Annotated in this window: 18 protein-coding genes; 17 read left to right on the top strand and 1 reads right to left on the bottom strand. The window is 47.8% G+C overall.

All coding sequences use genetic code 11. The annotated features are described in order from the left end of the window. Positions 1 to 47: 47 nt before the first annotated feature. The 17 genes from BOCO_RS04505 (at position 48) to BOCO_RS04425 (ending at position 21,327) form a co-directional block, all read left to right on the top strand. The gene (locus tag BOCO_RS04505; RefSeq protein ID WP_094722856.1) at positions 48 to 647 is read left to right on the top strand and encodes a LemA family protein; all 600 of its coding nucleotides are present in this window, start codon (positions 48 to 50) and stop codon (positions 645 to 647) included. Positions 648 to 732: 85 nt separating this feature from the next. After that, complete coding sequence (locus tag BOCO_RS04500) at positions 733 to 3,072, top strand: DUF2207 domain-containing protein (protein WP_158520413.1); 2,340 nt, start codon at positions 733 to 735, stop codon at positions 3,070 to 3,072. 56 nt (positions 3,073 to 3,128) lie between these two features. After that, the gene (locus BOCO_RS04495; RefSeq protein WP_094722854.1) at positions 3,129 to 3,995 is read left to right on the top strand and encodes an aldo/keto reductase; all 867 of its coding nucleotides are present in this window, start codon (positions 3,129 to 3,131) and stop codon (positions 3,993 to 3,995) included. An 85-nt stretch (positions 3,996 to 4,080) separates the two neighbouring features. After that, entirely contained in the window at positions 4,081 to 4,998 is a 918-nt protein-coding gene (locus BOCO_RS04490; RefSeq protein ID WP_244568752.1) for a purine nucleoside phosphorylase YfiH/LACC1 family protein, read from the top strand. 49 nt (positions 4,999 to 5,047) lie between these two features. Then, positions 5,048 to 5,752, top strand: coding sequence for a pyroglutamyl-peptidase I (locus tag BOCO_RS04485; RefSeq protein ID WP_094722852.1), 705 nt, complete (start codon positions 5,048 to 5,050; stop codon positions 5,750 to 5,752). Positions 5,753 to 5,926: 174 nt separating this feature from the next. Then, complete coding sequence (locus BOCO_RS04480) at positions 5,927 to 7,444, top strand: coiled-coil domain-containing protein (RefSeq protein ID WP_094722851.1); 1,518 nt, start codon at positions 5,927 to 5,929, stop codon at positions 7,442 to 7,444. Positions 7,445 to 7,590: 146 nt separating this feature from the next. Beyond that, entirely contained in the window at positions 7,591 to 8,955 is a 1,365-nt protein-coding gene (locus tag BOCO_RS04475) for a C1 family peptidase (RefSeq protein ID WP_094722850.1), read from the top strand. A 370-nt stretch (positions 8,956 to 9,325) separates the two neighbouring features. Next, on the top strand, positions 9,326 to 10,108 hold the full coding sequence (pyrF, locus tag BOCO_RS04470; RefSeq protein ID WP_244568733.1) for an orotidine-5'-phosphate decarboxylase: 783 nt from the start codon (positions 9,326 to 9,328) through the stop codon (positions 10,106 to 10,108). Beyond that, positions 10,105 to 10,731, top strand: a complete 627-nt coding sequence (gene pyrE, locus BOCO_RS04465) for an orotate phosphoribosyltransferase (protein WP_094722848.1) — start codon at positions 10,105 to 10,107, stop codon at positions 10,729 to 10,731. The genes pyrF and pyrE overlap by 4 nt, the downstream gene beginning before the upstream one ends. A gap of 355 nt (positions 10,732 to 11,086) precedes the next feature. Beyond that, positions 11,087 to 12,238 carry a 3-deoxy-7-phosphoheptulonate synthase gene (locus tag BOCO_RS04460; RefSeq protein WP_094722847.1) on the top strand — a complete coding sequence of 384 codons (1,152 nt, stop codon included), beginning with the start codon at positions 11,087 to 11,089 and terminating at the stop codon, positions 12,236 to 12,238. 1 nt (position 12,239) lies between these two features. Further along, on the top strand, positions 12,240 to 13,424 hold the full coding sequence (locus BOCO_RS04455; RefSeq protein WP_094722846.1) for a 3-deoxy-7-phosphoheptulonate synthase: 1,185 nt from the start codon (positions 12,240 to 12,242) through the stop codon (positions 13,422 to 13,424). Positions 13,425 to 13,571: 147 nt separating this feature from the next. Next, the gene (gene mtnN, locus BOCO_RS04450; RefSeq protein ID WP_420835400.1) at positions 13,572 to 14,291 is read left to right on the top strand and encodes a 5'-methylthioadenosine/S-adenosylhomocysteine nucleosidase; all 720 of its coding nucleotides are present in this window, start codon (positions 13,572 to 13,574) and stop codon (positions 14,289 to 14,291) included. 261 nt (positions 14,292 to 14,552) lie between these two features. Then, complete coding sequence (rplJ, locus tag BOCO_RS04445) at positions 14,553 to 15,074, top strand: 50S ribosomal protein L10 (protein WP_094722845.1); 522 nt, start codon at positions 14,553 to 14,555, stop codon at positions 15,072 to 15,074. Positions 15,075 to 15,180: 106 nt separating this feature from the next. Beyond that, on the top strand, positions 15,181 to 15,564 hold the full coding sequence (gene rplL, locus BOCO_RS04440) for a 50S ribosomal protein L7/L12 (RefSeq protein WP_094722844.1): 384 nt from the start codon (positions 15,181 to 15,183) through the stop codon (positions 15,562 to 15,564). A gap of 757 nt (positions 15,565 to 16,321) precedes the next feature. Beyond that, a complete protein-coding gene (locus tag BOCO_RS04435) occupies positions 16,322 to 17,398 on the top strand; it encodes an FHA domain-containing protein (protein ID WP_244568732.1) in 1,077 nt (358 codons plus the stop codon). 6 nt (positions 17,399 to 17,404) lie between these two features. Further along, positions 17,405 to 21,109: a helicase gene (locus BOCO_RS04430; protein ID WP_244568731.1), complete on the top strand. Its 3,705-nt coding sequence runs from the start codon at positions 17,405 to 17,407 to the stop codon at positions 21,107 to 21,109. Next, positions 21,109 to 21,327, top strand: a complete 219-nt coding sequence (locus BOCO_RS04425; protein ID WP_148140057.1) for a hypothetical protein — start codon at positions 21,109 to 21,111, stop codon at positions 21,325 to 21,327. The genes BOCO_RS04430 and BOCO_RS04425 overlap by 1 nt, the downstream gene beginning before the upstream one ends. Here the strand turns inward: BOCO_RS04425 and mscL are convergent. After that, positions 21,294 to 21,851, bottom strand: a complete 558-nt coding sequence (gene mscL, locus BOCO_RS04420) for a large conductance mechanosensitive channel protein MscL (protein WP_094722841.1) — start codon at positions 21,849 to 21,851, stop codon at positions 21,294 to 21,296. The genes BOCO_RS04425 and mscL overlap by 34 nt on opposite strands. Positions 21,852 to 21,965: the final 114 nt, after the last annotated feature.

The raw sequence follows: 21,965 nt of genomic DNA, 5'->3' as shown, positions 1-21,965 counted from the left end.
TTTTGCGTCTGTATGAATCTGAAATAAGAGTGTGGGATAATATATTCATGTCGACGCTACTTATAGTTCTGGTTGTTATTGTGGGTCTCATTGTGTTGCTAGTTCTTTGGGGAATTAGTGCATACAACGGTTTTATTAGTTTGAAAAATCGTGTGCACAATGGTTGGTCTCAAATTGATGTGCTATTAAAACAACGTGCTGATTTGGTCCCCAACCTTGTAGAAACAGTTAAGGGGTATGCGGGCCATGAGTCCAGTACTCTTGCTGCTGTGACTCAAGCTCGTGCTGGCGCTGTTCAGGCAGCTACGGCTCCTTCTTCATCCTCGGGATCTTCATCTTTGGCCCAACGTTCTTTGGCGGAAAATAAGCTTAGTAGCGCTCTGTTTAACCTGTTAGCTACGGTTGAAGCCTATCCAGATTTAAAAGCGAACGAGAATTTCATGAACCTTCAGTCTCAACTTTCCGACTTGGAACAGAAGATTGCCTACGCTCGTCAGTTCTACAATGATGTGGTTCAGAAGTACAATACTCGAATTCAGCAGGTTCCCAGCAATATTATCGCTGGGATCTTCCACTTTGAGCAGGCCCAGTATTTCGAAGCGGAGCCAGAGGCAAAAGAAGTTCCAAAGGTAGATTTCAGTAAATAGTGAAGTAGTGCATGTAGGGAGAACAGGTCTAATGCGAATATGCGCCAGTCGGCTATAGGAGCACAAATGTTGTAAGGGGATGGCGGTGAGTAACTCAGACGGACAACAAGGAATTGAAGAGCAAGAAGCCGTAATCAGACATTCCGACAGCGGTACTCCCACGCAAGCTGTTTCCTCTAAAGGCCGGTATTGGTGGTCTACCCGTCGTTTTTGTATGTCGCTGCTGCTGAGTGTGCTGTTGGCAATCGGTGTATTTGTTTTTTTCGTAGTTAGCTTTGGGCATTTTAAACAACCTAATCTGGTATACAACGATCTTCATTATGATATGCAGGTCTTACCGAATGGAGATCTACGAGTTAAGCAGAAAGTCGATATCAAGTTGCGGGCCCGGAAGGACACTAACGGCGGCGATAAAACATGGCGGAGGTTGTATCAACAGTATAGGTTAGACTCTTCAGATCTGACAGGTATATCAGATATCTCAGTTCGTGATCTCACGCAGGGCACGGAATATCAACCCACCACAGCTCTCTCACCGGACATTGCCAGGAATTTTATTGATTGGAATCGTGTTCGAGCCAACCATTGGTATGCCGCCATAGTTGAGCAATATCCTGCGCAGTATTCCGACGATTATATAGATTATGAATATGATCCAGCGACTCCTAAAAGTAGCACAGACGAGAGCTCACCGGCTGGGTGCGCTCCGGATGAGCAGAGTTGTCTTCTTGAAATAGGTTGGAATATTCCGGAAACCGTAGAAGCGGATAGCAGGGTCTTTGAGATAGAGATGACTATGCACGGTGTAACAACGGCATACAATGATGTCTCAAACTTTGAATGGGAGCCTATTGGGGGTCAAAATGAAACTCTCATTCGTCGGGTAAGCGGTGTCATTCGCCTGCCAAAGAATACCAATCGTGAAAATTCGAAGGCTTGGCTTCATTTTAATGGTCCATCCAACAATTGGCGTGATGCAGACGGAACCCTTCACTTCGAAGCTGGTCCTGTACAACCAGAACAACACTTAGATGTCAACGTGTATATGGATAAGAGTCTTACGCCGAATGTTGCACGTGTCAATCCACATGAAGCCAAAGATGGCATAGAAGCATCTGAGAGATCTGATGAACTTCGTTCGCGGATGGAAAATCTCGCAAAAGCGCGTGAAAAAATGCAGACTTTTATCGTACTGTCTGTTATTACAATAGTTTTTGCTATCGTATTGATAATTAGTGCTTTCTCGTCATACAACAAATCTCGATATCATGGTGATGCCGTATATTGGAGGGAAATTCCAGGAATCACTCCAGCGGCTACTGCTGTTTTGAGTGAAGTTTTATTTGCTGGTATGGGACAGTCCCAGTCACGTCAAATGGCTGCTACGATCCTTTCTTTGGCCAACAAAAGAGCAATTGCGATCTATCCAGGGCCAGCTTCGCTTTATCAGGACTGTGACCCCTCTCATATGGGTACCAGCGATTTAGGGCAGATTTTGCGCAAGCAGAAGGACGTAAAGGACGTAGATGAATCTTCAGAGAAAACCTCAACTATAGTCATTCTCCCTCTGGCCCATGCTGACAACGGTTCACTGGATGTGAGTCGAAGTGAACAAGCAGCCCTAGATATGTTGCTAGCAGTGTCTGGCAAGCTTGAATCTTCTACTTTTGATTTGATTCAAGTGAAGGAGACGTTTAAAGACGATGCTTCAAGTGTGAAGTTGAAACAGAGCTTTGATGATGCTGTAGCTTCAGAGTCAGGTTTTCTAGTGTTAAGGCATGCTTCTCTGAGAGTGGTGATAAGTATTTTGGCAGTCATTGTGGCCTTTGGTCTTGTCATACATGCTTCGCATAAGGGCCTTTTGCTGGTAGGATGTGTGTTGGCTGCTGTCGTGATTGCTTGTGTCGTTTTTTGTCTGAGTTACGGTTCGTCTGATGTCTTGACTGTGGACGGTCAAGAGCAAGCTGGGAAGATTATAGGACTCCATCAATATCTCACTGATTTTTCTTCTTTCACAGATAGAGGGGTTACTGATTTAACACTATGGGGCAGTTATTTGGTGTATGCAGCTGCTATGGGGATCAGTAAGAAGGCTATGGAGCAGCTAGCTCAGGCCTATCCTCAAGTGACAGACAGCAGCTGGTTGGATAGCAATACTAGCTATCCTCTTATCTACATGTCCTATCGACCGTACGGATTTGAAGGAGGTTGGCAAGACCTAGGATCCGGAGGTTTTGAAAGTTCGCAGCAGGTGTTTATTTCAGACTTTTCTGATATCGGCAGTGAGTTAGCTTCTAGTTGTTTTGAGATTGAAACAGCAATCAGTGCCAGTGGGATTTCATCTGATTCCGACGGTAGCTTTTCCGGTGGCGGTTTTGATGGCTCCTTCGGTGGTTCCGGTGGCGGTTCCTTCGGTGGTGATTGAACGTTGACATTGGTACAACAAAGTGTGGTGAACATAAAGCGTAGGAAGGAAGATTGATGACACTTTTATCTAGAACCTTAGGATCGTATGAAACAACGGCTGTTGGTTTGGGCTGTATGGGTTTGTCTATCGAAGGCAAGCCAAGTAGAGAACTTGCGGTTCAGACTATTCATGATGCTTTAGACGCTGGGTGTCGGCATCTAGATACTGCTTGGTCTTACTATGAGTCGGGAGGCCCTGAGCAAACGAATGAAAATCTAGTCCGTGAAGCGTTAGCTTCGTGGAAGGGTCCTAAGACAGAAGTCTTAGTGGCTACCAAGGTAGGTCATTATCGAAACTTTACCGACGGTAAACCGACTTGGGGAGTGGATGGTAGACCAGAAAATCTCATCAAAAGGGCTAAGGAGTCAGCTAGGGCATTAGGTGTCGATGCTATTGACTTGTTGTACATGCACAGACCTGACCCGAAGGTTCCCTATCAGGAATCTATAGAAGCGATGGCTGAGCTGGTAAAAGAAGGTGTAGCCAAAGAAATTGGTATTTCCAACGTGACGGTAGAACAAATCGACTTAGCGCGGGGAATCATAGGTGCTGATCTTACAGCGGTTCAAAATCAGTTTTCTCCCATTTTCCTTGATTCGCGCGATACTATTAAGCACACGCAGGAGACGGGATTAAGTTTCGTGGTGTGGAGCCCTCTAGGCGGTTTCCGCCGGCCCAAGGACGATACCAAATTTGATTCTTTCCGTCAGGTAGCTCAGGCTCACAACGTTTCTTACCAAGAGGTTGTGTTAGCCTGGGAACTTGCTCAGGGAGATCATGTGTTTGTGCTGCCAGGTGCTCATCGGCCGCAAACAATCTTAGATTCCCTTCAGGCTGGTGAATTAGAGTTGAGTGCCGAGGAACTAGCTTTATTAGGCTGAACAAAAGACAAACCTTAGTGAAGGGACAACAGTGACACATCTACCAGGAAAAGATAGTTTTGAACAGTGGACTGATGAATATGAGCTGGTAGATAGCACTGCTGTCCCTCATCATGATCGCGAAGGTCTTCCGATCCCTGTCACCATACCAATTGATCTGGCGCCAGGAGTGCAAGTGGTATATACCACACGTCTTGGTGGCAGCTCAATAGGTGACTTTGCTTCTCTGAACCTATCTGAGTTCAGTGGAGACGATTCCTTGGCTGTACGAAGTAACAGGTCTGCGTTGGAACATGCTGTAGGTGCTCCACTAGCCCTGGTCAACCAAGTGCATTCAGCTAAGGCGGTGGATGTCGATTCCGTTATCGGCTCTGTAAGCGAACTAGCTACCCAAGAAGCTGATGGTCTGGTATCTACTCAAACCCACATAGCACTAGGTGTTTTTGCTGCTGATTGCCTGCCTGTTCTCTTGGCTGACTCCGAACGGGGAATTATTGCAGCTGCCCATTGTGGGCGTAAGGGTCTAGAAGCGGGCATCATTCGCTCCACAGTCAATCTCATGGTAGATAAGGGCGCCCAGATTGATACCATTGTGGCAACCTTAGGCCCTGCTATTTGTGCAGACTGCTATGAGCTGGGAGAGAAGACATCACAGGCATTTGCACAACATTTTCCCGATACTGTTGGTGAGACCCGTTTTGGTGGTCTAGGAGTCGATATTGTGGCAGCTGCTAAGCAGGCGCTTGCTGATGTTGGGGTTGTTCATCTGGTTGACTCATGCTCTCGCATTGCTGCGGCCACCCAATACTTGCAAGAAGATGAGGAGCTAGAACGCCTGTGTGAACAGGATGGTGAAGGCTCACGATTGGTTGAGCGCATTCGTCAGCTCAATCATCCTCAGTGTACCTTAGAAAATCCTTTGTGGTATTCCCATCGTAGGGCATCATTATCCAGCAAGCCAAGAGAAGGACGAATGCTGGCTCTCATAGTTCGAACGATATAGTATGAGCGCTTTATTGAATCGTGTAATGCAGCAGGACTAAGGTAAATGTATGGAGAAGATCAACGTCATTATTTCAGGGTACGACCATTATGAGGGAGTGCAGGTCAATCCCTCAATGGAAGTAGCCCGTGCTCTAGCTGAGCGTGGCATAACGCCATCGCATGACTCAGTAAAGGGCGAAGACCCTCTAGATAGGCTGAGTATGCAGATTAAAGCTGTGGCACTTCCTGTATCTTTTGAGCAAGCTTGGCCTATTCTCCATCAGGCTATAGAGGAATTTCAACCCAACATTGTTATTTCTACGGGCTTGAAGCGTCGGGCTCGCAGTATTGCCATGGAACGTTGTGCGGTCAATATCAAAGACACCACTCAAGAAGGTGAGTCGGCAGAGCGGTCGTTGACATCCAACGGCGAACCTATCGATTCAAAAGGTCCGGCAGCTTACTGGACTCGTCTGCCTTTACGTTCTATCTTGCACGCTTTTTCTCAGCATGGCATAGCAGCAACCTTGAGTTCAGACGCAGGTACCTATGTGTGCAATGCTGTATTTTATTCAATTCTGAACTGGGCTAAAGCACATCCAGATGTGCTTGCTGGTTTTGTGAGTCTGCCGCCTGTTGTGGATGCAACGGCAACCAATCAACGTAATCTAGGTTTGCCCTTGGAACAACAAATCCAGGCGGGACAAGATGTTGTTAGGGAAGCTGTCCGCTACTATATTCAGCCTTCTTCTTGCGACATGCTGATTGCCTGACATGATTGTTTACTTGTACGTAGGATGGTATCAGTTGTGAAGACGCAGTGGGATACGTGGACACCTACTGTGTTGTGACTATAGAGTAGAATGACATAAAAGTCATTTGTTTGGACACTAAGCCCGCCGGATGACAAATGAGATCATCAATGTGTGGCAAAGAGGAGTGAGAGCATGGCGGACGATCAGTTTCCCGTCGTATTACGAGGGTACGATAAGGACAAAGTAGATGAAGCGCTAAGCGCGTTGCAAGGCAACTTAGCACGGTTGCGCCAGCAAATAAAGAGTGATGATGGAAGAATTCTCAAGCTCGAAGCTCAGCTACAGGAGGAGAGGCAGAAAAAGTCGGCTCCTGGGCAAGGCGCCTTTGCCTCACTCGGTGCTAATGCTCAGCAGTTGCTGGCATCTGCAGAACAGACTTCTTCCGAGCTCTTAGAACGAGCTAAGCAGGACGCGGCAGCCACTAGAACTTCTGCTCAAGAAAAGGCATCGACACTAGTTAAAGATGCGCATATTGATGCTCAGAGAATTATTGATGAGGCCAAAGCTAAGGCTGGTTCAGTCTTAGAGACTGCGGATGACCAAGCCCGTACGCTCACTACTACAGCCCGCCAACAAGCAGACCAGCTTAAGGCTTCCGCTCAGAAGCAAGCTGAAGAACAGCGTCAAGCTTTACAGCTCGAACTCAAAAACACGCGAGAAGAACAAGAAAAGAAACTAGCTGCCGAAAAGGCTGAACACGAGCGCAAGATTACTGAAACTGTCGCTCAGACTACTCAGAAAATCGCACAGCAACGACAGAGTGCTAACGATGAATTAGCAAAGATCAAGAGTGATTCCAATGATCAGATTCAGAAGGCTCTAGAAGAAGCTAACAAAAAGCTATCGACGGTGCGTGAGCAGGTTTCCAAGATGCTGACGGAAGCTCAGCGTCAAGCAGCAGACATTACTGATAAAGCTAAGACGCAGGCTCAGAAAATTATCGATGATGCCAATGTAAGTAGCGCAAACACAAAAGCACAAGTGAGTAGCGAAGTTCAGGAAGTGCGAGAGCAGATTGCTATCCAACAGGATGAGGCAACCGCTAAGGTAAATGAGCTGCTCAAAGGGCTGGAAGACCGTCGCAAACGTACTGAAGAAGAGAGTGAACAACTCATCGAGCAAGCCAAGAAGACTCGCAAGGAAGCTGATGACTTTGCTGCATCTAAGAGGAAGGAAGCCGAAGAAAAGGCTGCCCAAATCTTGGATGAGAGCCATAAGCAAGCTAAAGAAGAGATTGAAAACCGTAGGCAGGCAGCTCAGAACGAATTAGACAATCTTCAAGAACAGATTAGCAAGCTTCAACGCCGTGAGGCTGATATCACTGCGAGGGTTGATCAGTTACGTTCCATCTTCTCCCATTCTTTCGGAAGTTTGGACCAGCTGGACAGTGACCTCACTCAGAGTGGGGAGCGCGGTTCTACACCAGTGGTTGAAGATAAAACAGAATTTGATGCGCCTGCCGACAAACAGGAAGAGGAAGAAGAGCAAGAGCAGGAACCTGTTCCAGTTCCTGCTCCAGGTGCTCTTAAGTCCGCAAGTCCGGTTCCCCCTCCCACGCAAACTACTCAGCACAGCGAGCAAGATAATCATGATCACAGCACTTCTGCTCCAACTCAGATTATTCAGCGCAGCAAAGCACATGAAGAATAATGCTTCGCTGGCAACAATAGAAGCATGAGATGGGCTAAGCTCTCGGATTAAGAGTTTATCTTGCTTGATTCCGGTGGGTAGTCTCTAGAAGCAAGGATTACGTCTGGATCATTAACATCGGTCTTGAATACAGGAAAGTTAGGTATATGACAGTTCAATTGAATCCATTATCATCGTCAGCACTCCAGGAACTTCGTAGTAATTTTGACAAGAGAGAAGCTAACCGTCTGGCTATGAATGCGGTCACTAGCTCTGGTATTGATCCAGTAGCCCATAATTATGATCGCTCACGCCTGTTGCAGCATCGTTTTTCGGTTACAGTAGACAATGGCAAGGTAACATCTCAGGCTCATTCTGGCCGTTGCTGGCTTTTTAGTTCTTTGAATGTGGCTCGTTTTGTGGCCCGTAAAGCTCTCAACATCGATACCAACAGTCCTTCGAATCCTGCCGGTGACTTCGAATTTTCACAAAACTATGCCATGTACTATGACAAGTTGGAGCGAGTTAATTACTTCCTTCAGGATATGGCCGCTCTAGTTCGTGCTGGTGAGCCAGTGGATTCACAGCTCATGCAGTTCCTACTCTCCGATGTGATGGGTGATGGCGGACAGTGGATCATGGCTATGAATCTATACAAGAAGTATGGTGCAGTACCTAAGCAGTATTTCCCTGAGACTGCTTCTTCGCAGAATACTAGCCAGATGAATTCTCAGCTACGTTCTCTTCTGCATCAGGCTGTAGCCCATATGGTTGCTGACCCCGGTTCCATTGAACAAATTATCAGCGACTACACAGCTGCCGGTCATCGAATTTTGACCATCCACCTTGGCACACCCCCTACTGCTTTCGACTGGGAGTGGACCGATAAGGATGGCAACTTCCACCGTGATGGACAGATTACACCTCAGGAGTTCTGGCAGAAGTATGTCAGCGCAGGATTAGAAGACTATGTTTGCCTGATTGATGATCCTCGCCGTGAGCATCCAAAAGGGAAGAAGATCGCTATCGAGCACTTAGGAAACGTGGCTGGTGGAGATCCTACTGAATATCTGAATGTGCCTGCGCAGTTTATGAAGGATTGCGCCCGTAAGATTATGACTGAGCAGGGACTGCCAGTTTGGTTTGGTGCTGACTGCCATCCGATGATGGATCGCAAGGAAGGCAAGTGGGCGACCGACCTCTTCGAATACGGAAGGGTCTACGATGTGGACTTTGACCTGGATAAGGAACAGCGGGTACGCTTTGGCGAGTCAGCTATGAATCATGCTATGGCGTTCGTGGGTGTCGATGTGGCAGATGATGGTCAGACGACCAACCGTTGGAAAGTAGAGAACTCTTGGGGTAGCGACATTGCTGACAAGGGTTACTTTGCAATGAGTGATGACTGGTTCACCCAGTATGTCTACGAGGTGGCTGTACCTAAGTCCATGCTGCCTGAGGAGTATCGCAAGGCTTTCGACGAGCCAGCGATCATGCTCCCTGCATGGGATCCAATGGGTGCTCTAGCCTGAGTAAATCGAATTATATTGCGCCTACCGTCCTCCTTAAAAGGGTGGTAGGCGCATTTTGTTGTCAAAGCAATATCGTGAAAAATAGAGCATATATTGTAATTGCTTTTGCAGTAGTGCTGTCTGACGTATTGGCTGCCTTCGCGTAGGCGTGGAGTGCAGTGCAGTGATCCTTCACTATGAGTTATCGAAAAAGCGGGATCAGTACTACTCTCTTTGGAGTTTGATAAGTGCTAACACGATGGATAGGTACTTTTAGAGATCGTCAGCGAACAGGATTCATGCACGCCAGAGAATAAATTCCTGTCCTCAGCCAAATAAGAGTAAAGGCCACCTGACTAATCCCCTGCGGTTAAGGTGATACGATAACACTATGAGAACTTTGACAGCGGGATTGTCAGAGTTCTTTTTTGAAAACAGAAGGGGAACGATGGAAAAGCCCGTTATTATTGCGCTAGATTTTGCGAGCGCAGCACAGACCAATGAGTTTCTTGAGCACTTTACGACACAAGAAAATCTGTGGGTGAAGGTCGGAATGGAGTTGTTCTATGGAGAAGGACCTGCGCTCATTAGGAGCTTGCGTGAACGGGGATTACATGTATTTCTCGATCTAAAGTTATATGATATACCGCATACTGTGCAGCAGGCGATGGCGCAAATCGGGAGACTCGGGGTTGAATTAACAACTGTAACTGGTCTCGGAGGAGCTCACATGATTACAGCTGCCAAGACGGGCTTATTGGATGGGGCTCATGAGGCAGGAATTGAAAAACCGAAGTTGCTAGCTGTAACGCAACTTACCTCTATGACCGAGTCTGCCATGCATGAGACCCTCCAAAATAATCAGACTTCAATGGTTGATTCAGTGGTGCACCTGGCGCAGCTAGCTGCGGAATCTGGGGCAGATGGTGTCATCAGTTCAGCACTCGAAGCCCCTGCAATTCATCAGCAGACGCCGGAGGGTTTTTTGACTATTAACCCTGGAATTCGTTTACTGAGTGATGCAACAGATGATCAAGCTCGTGTAGTTACCCCCCAACAAGCAGCAGAGCAGGGGAGCAATGGAATTGTGGTGGGACGTTCCATTACTAAAGCAGCAAATCCCTTGAAAGCATATCAACAAGTCAAGTTCGAATTTGAACAGGAGTACCAGTGAACATTAGGAAGCAAATTGCGCAAGACCTGCTTGCCATCAAAGCTGTTACCTTATCGCCTAATAAACCCTTTCAGTGGGTCAGTGGAATTAAGTCTCCGATCTACACTGATAATCGGTTGACAATTGGTTACCCAGAAGTGAGGGCTCGGATTGCCAGTGGGCTAGCACGATTGATTATTGAAAGCTATCCCACAGTTGACGCAATAGGAGGGGTGGTGACTGCCGGTATCCCACACGCAACTAGTGTTGCTGATCGTCTGGGGCTTCCTTTGTGCTATGTAAGATCTGCGCCCAAAGACCATGGACGAGGAAAACAAGTGGAGGGGTATCTTGAAAAAGGCGCAAGTGTCGTCCTCATCGACGATTTAATTTCAACAGGTGGAAGTGTAATAAAAGCAGCAGAAACCTTGCGTAATGAAGGTTATGCTGTGTTGGGAATAGCGGCTATTTTTAGTTATGAACTTCCAGAAGGTCAAACTAATTTCGAAAAGGCTAACTTACCCTTAGTCACGTTAACCAATTACTCTACCTTGCTTGAGCAAGCAGAAGAGGGCAGACTGGTAACGGCTGAAGAAAGAGAAGACCTCTTGAGCTGGCGGCAAGATCCTTGGGGATGGCGATAACTTGCAGGACTAACGATGGCTATCACTTGATCGAGTCCGTGTGCTCATGTTGGTGCCGAGCTTGATGGGGTCACATGTCTGGCAAGTGGCAACTAGCTATGGAAGTTTGCAGTGTTGTTGCATTTGGTCGCTTGTTTTTCAACGAGACTCACGATTAATGTATGCATGTGAGGTGACTGACGATGAGGAAGTTTTTGCTGGTTTCGTTGGTCAAGCAATTAGCGTACAACTATGATGTTCTATTGGAACAGGCTTAGAATTAGGCTTAATTGTAGCTAGAATTCGTGGTCCTAAACTGCCTGGTCATTAACCAGTTTATGATTAGGTGAGGAGCCGCCGCTAGGAGAGAATAAGTATGCAGGATGCGCAGCAGACAGATAGGTCACCTCACGATCGATCATATGGCTTAAGTGGTAGTGCTGTATATCCTGAAACGGTCGATGTGCATATTCGCCAACTCGATCCCATTCCTGCTCCCCGGTACTTTATTGAGAAATTACCACTCGATCCTGATCAAATTCAGGTGGTAATGCGTTCACGCCAAGCGATACGCGATATTCTGCATGGACAGGATGACCGCTTACTCGTCATTGTAGGTCCATGCTCTATTCATGACCCTCAGGCTGCCATGGAATACGCCGGACGACTTTCTCAAGTACAGAAAGACCTTGAAGATAGTGTGCTGCTCGTTATGCGTGCTTATTTTGAAAAACCGCGTACGCGAGCTGGGTGGAAGGGACTCATCAACGATCCCGACTTGAATGGTAGTTATGATATATGCAAAGGCATGTGGCTGGCTCGGAAGACTCTAACAAGTATTGTGGCTCTTGGGGTTCCAACTGCCACAGAATGGCTGGACCCAATTACTCCTCAATACTTTTCGGATGCGGTTTCGTGGGGTGCTATAGGCGCTCGCAACACTGAGAGTCAGGTTCATAGGGAGTTGGCCTCAGGTTTATCTATGCCGGTTGGATTTAAGAATGCAACAGATGGCAATGTACAAGCAGCAGTTGACTCCTGTTATGCTTCAGCGTTTGAACACCGTTTCCTATCCATTAATCTAGATGGACAGGTCATCTCGGCGCAAACGAAAGGTAATCCAGACTGTCACCTCATTCTTCGTGGGTCTTCTCAAGGCCCCAATTACAGTAAGTCGGCTGTTCAGAAAGCACTTGCAGAATTGCAGTCATCTCAGCTTCAGGAGCATAGTAGTGAAGGACTGCTTATCGACGCGGCTCACGGTAATTCAGGTAAGGATGAACAAGTGGAGGCTCAAGTAGTCGAGGAGCTGGCACAACGACTTGCTTCGGGTGAAAAAGGAATTTTGGGAATCATGATGGAAAGCTTCTTAGTGGGAGGTAAGCAATCTCCTGCTCCGCTTGAAGAGCTGGTGTACGGTAAATCCATTACTGATTCTTGTATGTCTTGGGAGACAACTCGTGAGCTCTTATACAATCTGGCTGATGCTGTGAGACTGCGGCGTTTGCATAATACTCAGGGGGAGTGAGATGGAGTCTTGGCAGGAGAGCAAACCTGGGGAGGCTCAAGCAGCACAGGAAGCGATCCATCAAGGGCGCAATCCTTTGGTGGAGAGTGAATTTACCCGCTGGGAAGACGAAGTAGGGGTTGGCCGGATTGTTAATCGAAGGGTTATAGAGTTAGATCCACTACCTACACCTGCTCAGGTCCTTACAGAATATCCCCTAGACAAAGCAGCGCAGGATCTGGTGCTGTCGTCGCGCGAAGATATTCGTTCGGTATTGCTGGGCAGGGACGATCGACTGCTTGTCATCGTGGGTCCTTGCTCCATTCATGATCCCCAAGCTGCCGTTGATTATGCCCATAGGCTTGCGGAACTCAACAGTAAGCTCAACGATAGGCTGCTGTTGGTCATGCGTGCTTATTTTGAGAAGCCACGTACAACAGTTGGGTGGAAGGGGCTCATTAACGATCCTGATGTGGATGGGAGCCACAATATTAAAAAAGGCCTGTTGCTTGCCCGTCGTGTATTGCTTGCCATACTTGGTGCTGGACTTCCGGTGGCAACAGAATTCCTCGAACCCACCTCTCCGCAATTTATTTCGGATGCTATCTCCTGGGGTGCTATAGGAGCCCGTAATACAGAGAGTCAGGTCCACCGACAGTTAGCGTCTGGGCTGTCTATGCCGATCGGCTTCAAGAATGCCACAGACGGTGATATTGGTGTTGCTATTGACTCTTGTTATACGGCTGCCCAGCCACATACCTTCTTTGGTATTAATCATGAGGGAAGGGCTTCAGCCGTGCAGACACTGGGCAATCCCGAATGTCATTTAGTATTACGCGGTTCCTCTCATGGTCCTAACTGTGATGTTGAGTCGGTTCGCATTGCTTTGGAGCAAGCCCGTAAGAAGTTACCAAGGGCAAGTGCAGCGGCCCGTGGTCTCGTAATTGATGCTTCTCACGGTAACTCGGGTAAGGATGAGGGCCGTCAGGCTCAGGTAATAGAAGAGTTATCTGCTCGAATAGCTGCTGGCGAGCGAGGTATCAGTGGAGTGATGATGGAGAGCTTCATTGTCGGTGGTGCTCAGCCTACAGCTCCTCTAGATCAACTGGCTTATGGGCAATCTATTACTGACAGATGTATCTCTTGGCCTAGAACTGCGGAACTATTGAGTCTGTTAGCACAGGCAGTTGAAGAGCGAAGGTCTTAACATTCCGTTGGGATTATATTGAGTAGGCGTGCGTTTAGGATGTAGTTTGGAAACTAGCTATTATGCGGGTTCCTGAGTATAAACAGTACGAGAAGATTCACCCTTATTGAAAGTTGGGAGAAGTCCGTGGAGAATGTCAGTTCGCAGCTGTCAGAGAACAAAAGCCGGAATCTGGTGGCGGTGTTGGGAGCCATGGATGAGGAAGTGGCCTTGGTTGCACAGCAGCTCAAAAGCATGAGGCATGACCATGCTTCTCAGCAGGCTGGTCTAGATGTGGTCAGAGGTACCGTAATGCAGGCTGACGGTAGCAATCTTGAGATAGCAGCTGCTGTTGGTGGCATGGGCACTGTCAACATAGCTGCTTCAGCTCAATATTTGATTGATAAGTATAAGCCCAAGGCTCTTATTTTCTCAGGTATTGCAGGCAACCTTAATAAAAAGCTACATATCAATGATGTGGTCTTGGGTGGCAATTTGCGCTATTTGGATTCAGACATGAGAATGATTGCTCAGTTTGCACCGAAAACTGAGGTTTTTCACTCAGACCCACATTTGTTGAAAGTTGCCGATGAGACGCTTACTGAGATGGGGATTAATCACATAGTCGGAACTATTGCTACAGGGAACTATTTTGTCGATACACCTGAAAAAACAGCCCAGGTAATAAAAGAAACCGCTGCTGATGCGGTTGAGATGGAGGGAGCAGCGGTTTGCCATGTCGCTGCCCGTAATCATGTTCCTGCCCTAGTGATTCGAGCACTAAGTGATAATGCTGACACTGATTATGAGGTGTTTAAAGAGTTCGATATCTCAGAGTATGCAAACACTGCAGCTCAACTGGTACTTCGGATTGCAGCAAAGCTGTGACACTCAGGGTTTGATGGCCTTGCATAAAGTCTGTCTATTAGGGTATAGTGTTACTTCGTAAACCAAAGACTGTTGGTTGAGGACCGTAAGGTCTTCCGAAGTTCGGCTTGCCGAGCCAGCATAGGTTGAGATAGGCAGTGGGAATACCCGCTGCTGCTGGAATCAAAGATTTCGTATGCTCTGCCTGTGCGCAGGGCTTTTTTATTGCCCAATGGCTTGGCTTGCTGAATAGGTCCAAGAGTCGACTTAGGAAGGAATGCCATGAAAAGGCCCGAAAAGGAAAAGGTGGTTGCCGACTTTACGGAACAATTCCGTACTGCCGATGCGATTATCCTTACCGAGTACCGCGGGCTCACTGTTCCGCAGATCTCTGATTTGCGTGACAAGCTAGGCCGCGATACTTCCTATGCTGTAACCAAGAACACGCTGGCTCGCATTGCAGCAAAAGAGGCAGGCATCGAAGGTCTTGATGACCTCATTGCTGGTCCTTGCGCCATCACCTTTGTCAAGGGTGACTACGTAGAAGCTGCAAAGGTTCTACGTGATTTCGCTGCCGAAAACAAGCAGTTGGTTATCAGGGGCGGCTACATTGATGGAGTTGTCTGCGATGCTGCTGAGGTAGAGAAGGTTGCAAACCTGGAATCCCGCGAAGTGTTGCTCTCCAAGATGGCTGGTGCTCTCAAGGGTACTATGTCCAAGGCTGCTTATGCTTTCGTTGCTCTGCCTACCAAGGCTGTACGTACGATCGATGCCTTGCGCGACAAGCAGGAGAAAGCTGCCTGATTTCAGTGCAAGCCCTAGGATTTGCTGCATAGGAATTAGAAATATATAAAAGTTGTAAGGTGACGAGTTATCAATACCCAGTTGCCATGATTGAAAGGAAGCCATTATGGCTAAGCTCTCTGCTGATGAGCTCCTTGATGCGTTCAAGGAAATGACCCTAGTTGAGCTCTCTGACTTCGTGAAGAAGTTCGAAGAAGAGTTCGATGTTGAAGCTGCTGCTCCTGTTGCTGCTGTTGCTGCTGCTCCAGGTGCTGCCGCAGGTGCTGCTGCTGAGGAGCAGTCTGAGTTCGACGTTATCCTCTCCGGTGCTGGCGACAAGAAGATCCAAGTTATCAAGGCCGTTCGCGCCATCACCAAGCTGGGTCTTGCCGAAGCTAAGGCCCTGGTTGACGGTGCTCCAAAGCCAGTTCTTGAGGGTGCTTCCAAGGAAGACGCTGAGTCCGCAAAGTCTCAGCTGGAAGAGGCCGGTGCAACTGTAGAACTCAAGTAGTTCACAGACCAGCTTCATATAAGCTATTCAAAACCCTACATCAGATGTTTGGTGTGGGGTTTTGTGGTATTAGAAGCTTATAAAGCAAATGTTCGGTTTTACTCTTAAGTAAGCTGACGATCTCAGGCTACTCAAGAACGCGAAAAAGCCCATATGGCTATGCACCCACCATGAGCTTAACTTCAGGCTTGCCTGTCGAATTACATGACGCTCGTGTAGTAGAGCGAGGCTATCGAATCTTTCAAGGAGATAAGCAATTTTCTAACGCATCCCCTCTGCTGCACATTAATCGGATACTACGGCTCTTGGGGAATAATGTCCAGGTACGTATTGATGAGACAATCTTCAGATGAGATAAGTGTGCAGCATGCGTATCTGCATAGAGCTCTTCTTGAGACCCCATCGTTAGAGTGTGTGATGAGGAGCTGGTGAGGGGGTGTGTTCACATAGCATGTGTCGTTGCTGGTCAATTCATGAATGTCGGTAGTGCTGCTATAACAGAAGGGTACTGGACAGAGACACTATCAGGGCACTGTTTGCAGTAGAATAGTATGAGGACGGAAATCTGTTAGACCGGGAAGACGTTGGGCGCTCTAGAAGGACTTTTAGGGACTCAGCGTGTTTGTCGGTTCGAGTATTGTGTATAAGTTGCATGCTCTTTACTTGGATTTCGATATTTCATGGCACAATAAACAAGTAGGGCATGTGTATTCACGTGCGAAGTCTGTCTTGGGAAGATTATGGGAGGTCGAGAACGGTGAGCGACGGTCAGCGGCCGACACGGCAATGGGTAGTTACGATTAATGGTGTAGAAAAGATTCGTTTGAGCCCCGGGCAGAGCATAGAGATTGGGCGTAAGCCAATCCGGCCTTTGCCGGATGATGGTATGGTACGCCTTGAAGTGCAGGACTCCACTAAATCGATGTCTAAACGACATGCATCGTTTATTGTTGATGAGTCCGGTCAAGCGCGTGTGCGAGATTTGGGTTCTACTAATGGCTCTTATGTCGTGCAAAATGATGGTGATCTGATTCGAGTATCAGAAGATAGTGATTACCCGCTGCAACATACCTCTGAACGGTTCCAATTCGGAGATATTCTAGTGGACTTTTCTCAAATAGACGAGTCTCAGAATGCAGAGAATGATGACGTAGATATTTTGGTTCCCGATCTTTTCTCATTTGCACATGAGGAAAATGATAACGCCAAGGAGCCAGACGAAGCTGACTTATCTGTAGATGACATTCTAGATTTGAGGGCCGGAGAACCTACGGGCATTTTCCATGCTGAGGGAGTGCGGTCGAGAATCAGTGCTTTGCATGAACAGGCTGTCAACCAACACCAAAGCGAGAGTGTTCCAGAGCAAGAGAAGCCTCAAGATTTTGAACAGGAATATGAGGAATCTCATGAACTTGATCACGATGGAGAACTACAGTTCCAACCCCTGGCTGCCGCTCAGCTAGCTCAGGAATCGGATGAACAAGAAATCGTTCAACTCCAGGAATCGGAAGAGCAATCTGAACCTCAACAGCCGACTTATAAGCCAGCTTTCGAACCCGGATCTGTTTTTGATAAGGTATCAAAAGGTGACTTTGATGACCAGGAGCAGGTTATCGAGGTAGAGGGTATGACCAGTGAAGATGCAAAGAATTCTACTGACTTCACATTGCAGTTTAATATGGCCAAGCACAGTCAGCTGCTCCCCTTCCTAGCTATGAATCCTTCCTTATACGATGACTTATATGCTTGGTTATCTGCACAAGGTAATGAGGATATTGACTCTGCGCTAGAGAAGAATGAAGGGTATCGCGAGTACTTAGCGGCACAGGAGTAGCAGGGGATGAACGAAGCGTCATCAATACAAGCTGGCGATAATAAATTCCAGGATCAGAATCAGAACTCTACTGCGGAACCAGTCCAAGAGGCAGCACAACAGAATCAAAGTGAGGTTCTGGATCCGCTGGAGCGTATACGTAGCTGGCGGCAGTCATATGAGAGTGTTTGCGATCCAACACCGTTAGAGGACACTAGCCGCTTGGCTGCCCAGCTGGACTTGACTCATGCTCATCCATCCGGCATCGCGCAACTCTTTGCGTCTGGACAGGTTCATTTGGACGCACTTTTCCGGGACAACGGCACCCTACGCGCAGCCCATCGCAAGCTGGAACGAGTGCTAGTCGATCTCGAGAATAAAGAGCGGCGAAGTGGTTCTGCTCAACTCTCTCTGTCTGTTGGTGTGGCAACTTGGAATACTACTTCCATGCCGGTTCTTCTGTATCCGGTGGTAGTAGAGCACCAAGGCAAATCTAATAACAAGGCAGTAATTAGATTCTCTGGTCGAGCAAGCATCAATAGTGCCTTTTTTGCATTTCTTCGTAATCGGGGTATTAGCCTCGATATGAGTGGTATTTTTAACCCGGCCCGCCACCAGGGTGGAACCGTGGAAACATCTACGCTCTTTAAGACCATCACAGCGGCCGTTATACCTCATCTTTCAGATTTCGCCATAGACCCGAGAATTATATTGGGTTGCTTTGTGGAACCATCAGCGCTCTTTTTAGCGGAAAGCCAAGAGATTATCGATCAGATGGCTAGTGGCCGAACTGGCAATATTCTTCTTGATGCGCTCAGTGGTGATCAAGATGCTTTAGCAGTAGTTCAGGGTGATCCACTACCTCAATATAGCCCCTTTGATGCTGACCCACACACAGAGTTTGAAGTTGGTGATGTGGACAATAAGGTCCGTCATGCTGCAGCCCTGGCTGCTGCAGGACATTCAGTCCTGCTTGATGAAGGTTCAGGCCGAAATGGTGTCAGCAGTTCAGCTGCGATAGCTGCTCGATGCATTATGAACGGGCGAACTGTCCTTTATGTGCCCTGCGTAGTAGAGCAGAAGCAGCGGTTTGTGCGGTACCTACAAGCCAATCAGATGGGTGATTTGGTATTAGATTTCCAATCTAGCAATGCCAAACAAGCTATTGACCAGGAACTGATTGAAGGCGTAACTTTCAAGCCGGGTAAGGCTACTGCTCATTTCGATCAGGTTTCTGATGAGTTAGTGGGTGTTCGTTCACGGTTAGCTCGCTATCTGGGCGATTTGCATGGTGTAAGCAAGCTGTGGGGAGTTTCGGCTTACCAGACAATTCAGAATTTGGCGCAAACAGCCAACTTACCAACCCATCCTGCTACTAGAATCCGCTTAAGTGCGGATACAGCTCGCCAAATACGTGACCGCATAGATGAGTGGGGCACCAAGCTAGAACGTGCAGCTAAGCTGGGAGAGTTCACTGCTGGCTCGCAAGAAACTGCATGGTACGGAGCCTCTCTGTATACCGAAGATGAGGCAGTTGACGCCTATAAGCGAGTTGTTCGTTTACTTGAACGACTTTTACCTGCTACCAGGGATCAAGTTACGTCAACGGTTAACACATGTGGTTTTCCTGTGCCTGAGACTGCTCAAGAATGGGGCAAGCAGGTTGCGATGCTTAAGAACTTGCGTCGTGTTCTTGACATTTTCCAGCCAGCGATTTTCGAGCGCGATATCCCTTCCATGATTGAGGCAACTCAGTCTAAGGAAGATCGCAAAGATGCAGGCAGTTCCATGGGTTTCTGGGAGCGTCGACGTCTGGTAAAAGAGGCCAAAGGGCTGGTGCGAGTAGGTACTCAGGTAGATGACTTACATGCAGCGCTGTTGGTAGTAGCTAGGCAGGCGAAACAGTGGCGTGCTGTTGTTCCTCACGGGGGATGGCCAGTGCTGCCCAGTAAGCTTGACAATATTCTGGATACTTACGAGGCTCTCAGTCGAGATATGACTGCCCTAGATACGGTCCTTGCTTCCACTCCAGCTGGCGGTGATTTAGAAGCTACACCTTTCGAAGATATTGAACAGCGTTTGAGAGCTCTCTTTGACGACCATACAGCCCTAGATACCTTGCCTGAACGTTGCTCATTGGAACGAGAATTCAAGGCCGCAGGCTTGCAGGAACTGGTAGATGATCTACGTAACCGTCAAGTTTCAGAAGACGCGGTCCGTGGAGAATTGAGTTTGGCCTGGTGGACTACCGTTTTCGATGATATTATGCACTCGTCACGCATCATCTCAAATCAAGACGGTTCGGCTCTTTCTTCGGCTGCGGAACGTTTCAACCAAGTTGACCTTGAGCATGTTTTGAGTATTGGTCCCATGGTTGGGCAGGAAAGCCAACGTAGACTGAGTGAAATTCTATTTGCTCATAAACAGGAAGCTAACCAGCTTCATGCTGCCCTCTCTAGTCAGTCGGGACCTTCCCTGGATGAACTCATTGATACGTTCCCCACATTGATGGCGGCAGCTAAACCGATTATGGTAGCTACTCCTGGAACTCTCGCTCTACAAACGAAGCCAGAGCCAATAGCTGATGTGGCCATTATTGATGCGGCAGCTCATGTTCCTTCTGTTCAAATGCTGTCTATTTTAGCTCGTGTACGCCAAGTAGTTGTTGTGGGACACCAGCAAACAATAACTTCTGACGGTCTTTCTTATTTGTGCAAGATGCTGGTCAAGGTGAGTAGTCCAGGTTATCCCTCTCGTCGGCCACCAGTTGTAATGGACTTTTTGCAGCATCACGGATACGGCGCTATTCCATTTGCACCTATTCAAGAGGCCGTCATGGGACAGATGACGCGTACTCAGGTCAGTGGCAACGGCGTTCCTGTTCTTACTTCAGGACTGGTGGAATCAAGCCAGCAGGAAATTGATGCTGTCGTTGGGCTGCTACGGGAGCGAGCGGCGAGCTTTGAGGTGGTGCCGAGAGCATACATCCTTACCATAGTGACGCTTTCCCAGACCCATCGAGTTCGTCTGGGTGCAGAGTTAAAAGTGCAGGCTGCAAAAGACTCTGCTTTTGCTGCATTCTTGCGACATGTGCGTATTGTTGATATTGATGAAGTGTCTGGTGCTGCTTGCACTGACGCTATCATTTCTATCGGTTTCGCTAAGACTTCTCACGGTCGCCTGCTCCAGCAGTTTGGTAAACTTGAGGGTGATGGTGGTTCTGGAATGCTGCTGGATGCCCTAGCTCTTGCGCAGAGGCATGTTGACCTAGTTTGTGCTTTTAGTGCTGACGATATGGAGGAAGCTCGTTTGCACCAGAGTGGTCCCCGTCTGCTCAAAGAGTTGTTAGCTTGGGCTGATCATCTGGATGAACAGCACTTTGAAGCAAGTCAGGCTGATTCGAGCAACAATGTTCTCTTTGTAGACTTAGCTCAGCGCCTGAAGGAAAAGGGCTTAAACGTGGCTTTGGATTATGGCTTCAATGAAGGCACAAGAATTCCTATGGTTGTTGGATTGCCAAATCAGCCATTTAACTTAGCGGTGGTGACGGATGACGCGGACTTCATGCACACACAATCAACTAGGAGTCGTCATCGTTTCCGCTTGGAAGGCTTAGAACGTTTGGGCTGGCCAGTCATGACATCCTGGAGCGTCTCAGCATTCGTGAACCCTGGTAAGGAAGCAGATCGAATTGCCCGACATCTCCACTCGCTGCAAAGCAAGGATGAGTAGTGAGTAATAGGATGCAGTCCAGCAGTAATCGTTCTAGTAAAAAGCATCGTCGTGTTATACGTCAAGGAAATGAGCGCTTTGAAGGCGACGGATTAGACGACCAAGAGCTGGGGAAACACAGCATCGAACCTCCAGAAGGTAAGTTGACTGACGACGACAACCGTATTCTGAGTGAGCTACCCCCTCATTGGGGGCTGTTCTCAGCTGAACGTGAATGAGTAATTTCGAGGTTTTCTGATGGTTGCTGCTGCTGGTATGAGCTGGTAGTTTTCTTCATGAGAACGAGAATTTCGTTGAGTGTCTGTAGGGTTTGTTCATCGGTACTAGGTTTGCTTTCCTCTTGATCGGTGCTAATTCCAGATGCAGAGTGAGTGAGATCGCGTAGCTTATTCATAGGCAGGATAATACAAAAATAGATAGCTGCGGCCACAAGCAAGAAATTGAGAATCTCGCCCAAAATTGCGCCGAAAGAAATGGTTGCTTTGCCATTGGTAATGGTGAGTATACCGCTGAGGTCGGGTTTACCGAAAATCATGGCAATCAGGGGACTCAGTAGGTTTTTCACTATAGAGTTGACTACAGCTGTGACTGCTGAACCCATGACGACACCTACTGCCATGTCAATCATGGAGCCGCGGGATATGAACTTTTTGAAGCCTGCCAGGGGTTCCTTTTGCTCGGTGAGTGCCAGCTGATGGGCAGCTTGCGCAGCCTGTTGCTTCACCTTGTTGTGAGATGCCATGATGATGCCTCCATTGTGAAAGCTGATACTTTCCGCCGTGGAAAGATATGCTTAACTGTTATTATGCTGCGAGCATCTGACCGATTATATTTGATATGCACCGTTCCTAAGGCG

The sequence above is a fragment of the Bombiscardovia coagulans genome, from assembly GCF_002259585.1.
GTDB classification, from domain to species: domain Bacteria; phylum Actinomycetota; class Actinomycetes; order Actinomycetales; family Bifidobacteriaceae; genus Bombiscardovia; species Bombiscardovia coagulans.
This window is presented reverse-complemented; position numbering and strand designations above follow the sequence as displayed.

What these genes read in the sequence shown, in the direction of transcription:
- BOCO_RS04505 (WP_094722856.1), top strand. Translation starts at nt 48, where the DNA reads ATGTCGACGCTACTTATAGTTCTGGTTGTTATTGTGGGTCTCATTGTG.
- BOCO_RS04495 (WP_094722854.1), top strand. Translation starts at nt 3,129, where the DNA reads ATGACACTTTTATCTAGAACCTTAGGATCGTATGAAACAACGGCTGTT.
- BOCO_RS04485 (WP_094722852.1), top strand. Translation starts at nt 5,048, where the DNA reads ATGGAGAAGATCAACGTCATTATTTCAGGGTACGACCATTATGAGGGA.
- BOCO_RS04480 (WP_094722851.1), top strand. Translation starts at nt 5,927, where the DNA reads ATGGCGGACGATCAGTTTCCCGTCGTATTACGAGGGTACGATAAGGAC.
- BOCO_RS04475 (WP_094722850.1), top strand. Translation starts at nt 7,591, where the DNA reads ATGACAGTTCAATTGAATCCATTATCATCGTCAGCACTCCAGGAACTT.
- pyrF (WP_244568733.1), top strand. Translation starts at nt 9,326, where the DNA reads ATGAGAACTTTGACAGCGGGATTGTCAGAGTTCTTTTTTGAAAACAGA.
- BOCO_RS04460 (WP_094722847.1), top strand. Translation starts at nt 11,087, where the DNA reads ATGCAGGATGCGCAGCAGACAGATAGGTCACCTCACGATCGATCATAT.
- BOCO_RS04455 (WP_094722846.1), top strand. Translation starts at nt 12,240, where the DNA reads ATGGAGTCTTGGCAGGAGAGCAAACCTGGGGAGGCTCAAGCAGCACAG.
- rplJ (WP_094722845.1), top strand. Translation starts at nt 14,553, where the DNA reads ATGAAAAGGCCCGAAAAGGAAAAGGTGGTTGCCGACTTTACGGAACAA.
- rplL (WP_094722844.1), top strand. Translation starts at nt 15,181, where the DNA reads ATGGCTAAGCTCTCTGCTGATGAGCTCCTTGATGCGTTCAAGGAAATG.
- BOCO_RS04430 (WP_244568731.1), top strand. Translation starts at nt 17,405, where the DNA reads ATGAACGAAGCGTCATCAATACAAGCTGGCGATAATAAATTCCAGGAT.
- mscL (WP_094722841.1), bottom strand. Translation starts at nt 21,851, where the DNA reads ATGGCATCTCACAACAAGGTGAAGCAACAGGCTGCGCAAGCTGCCCAT.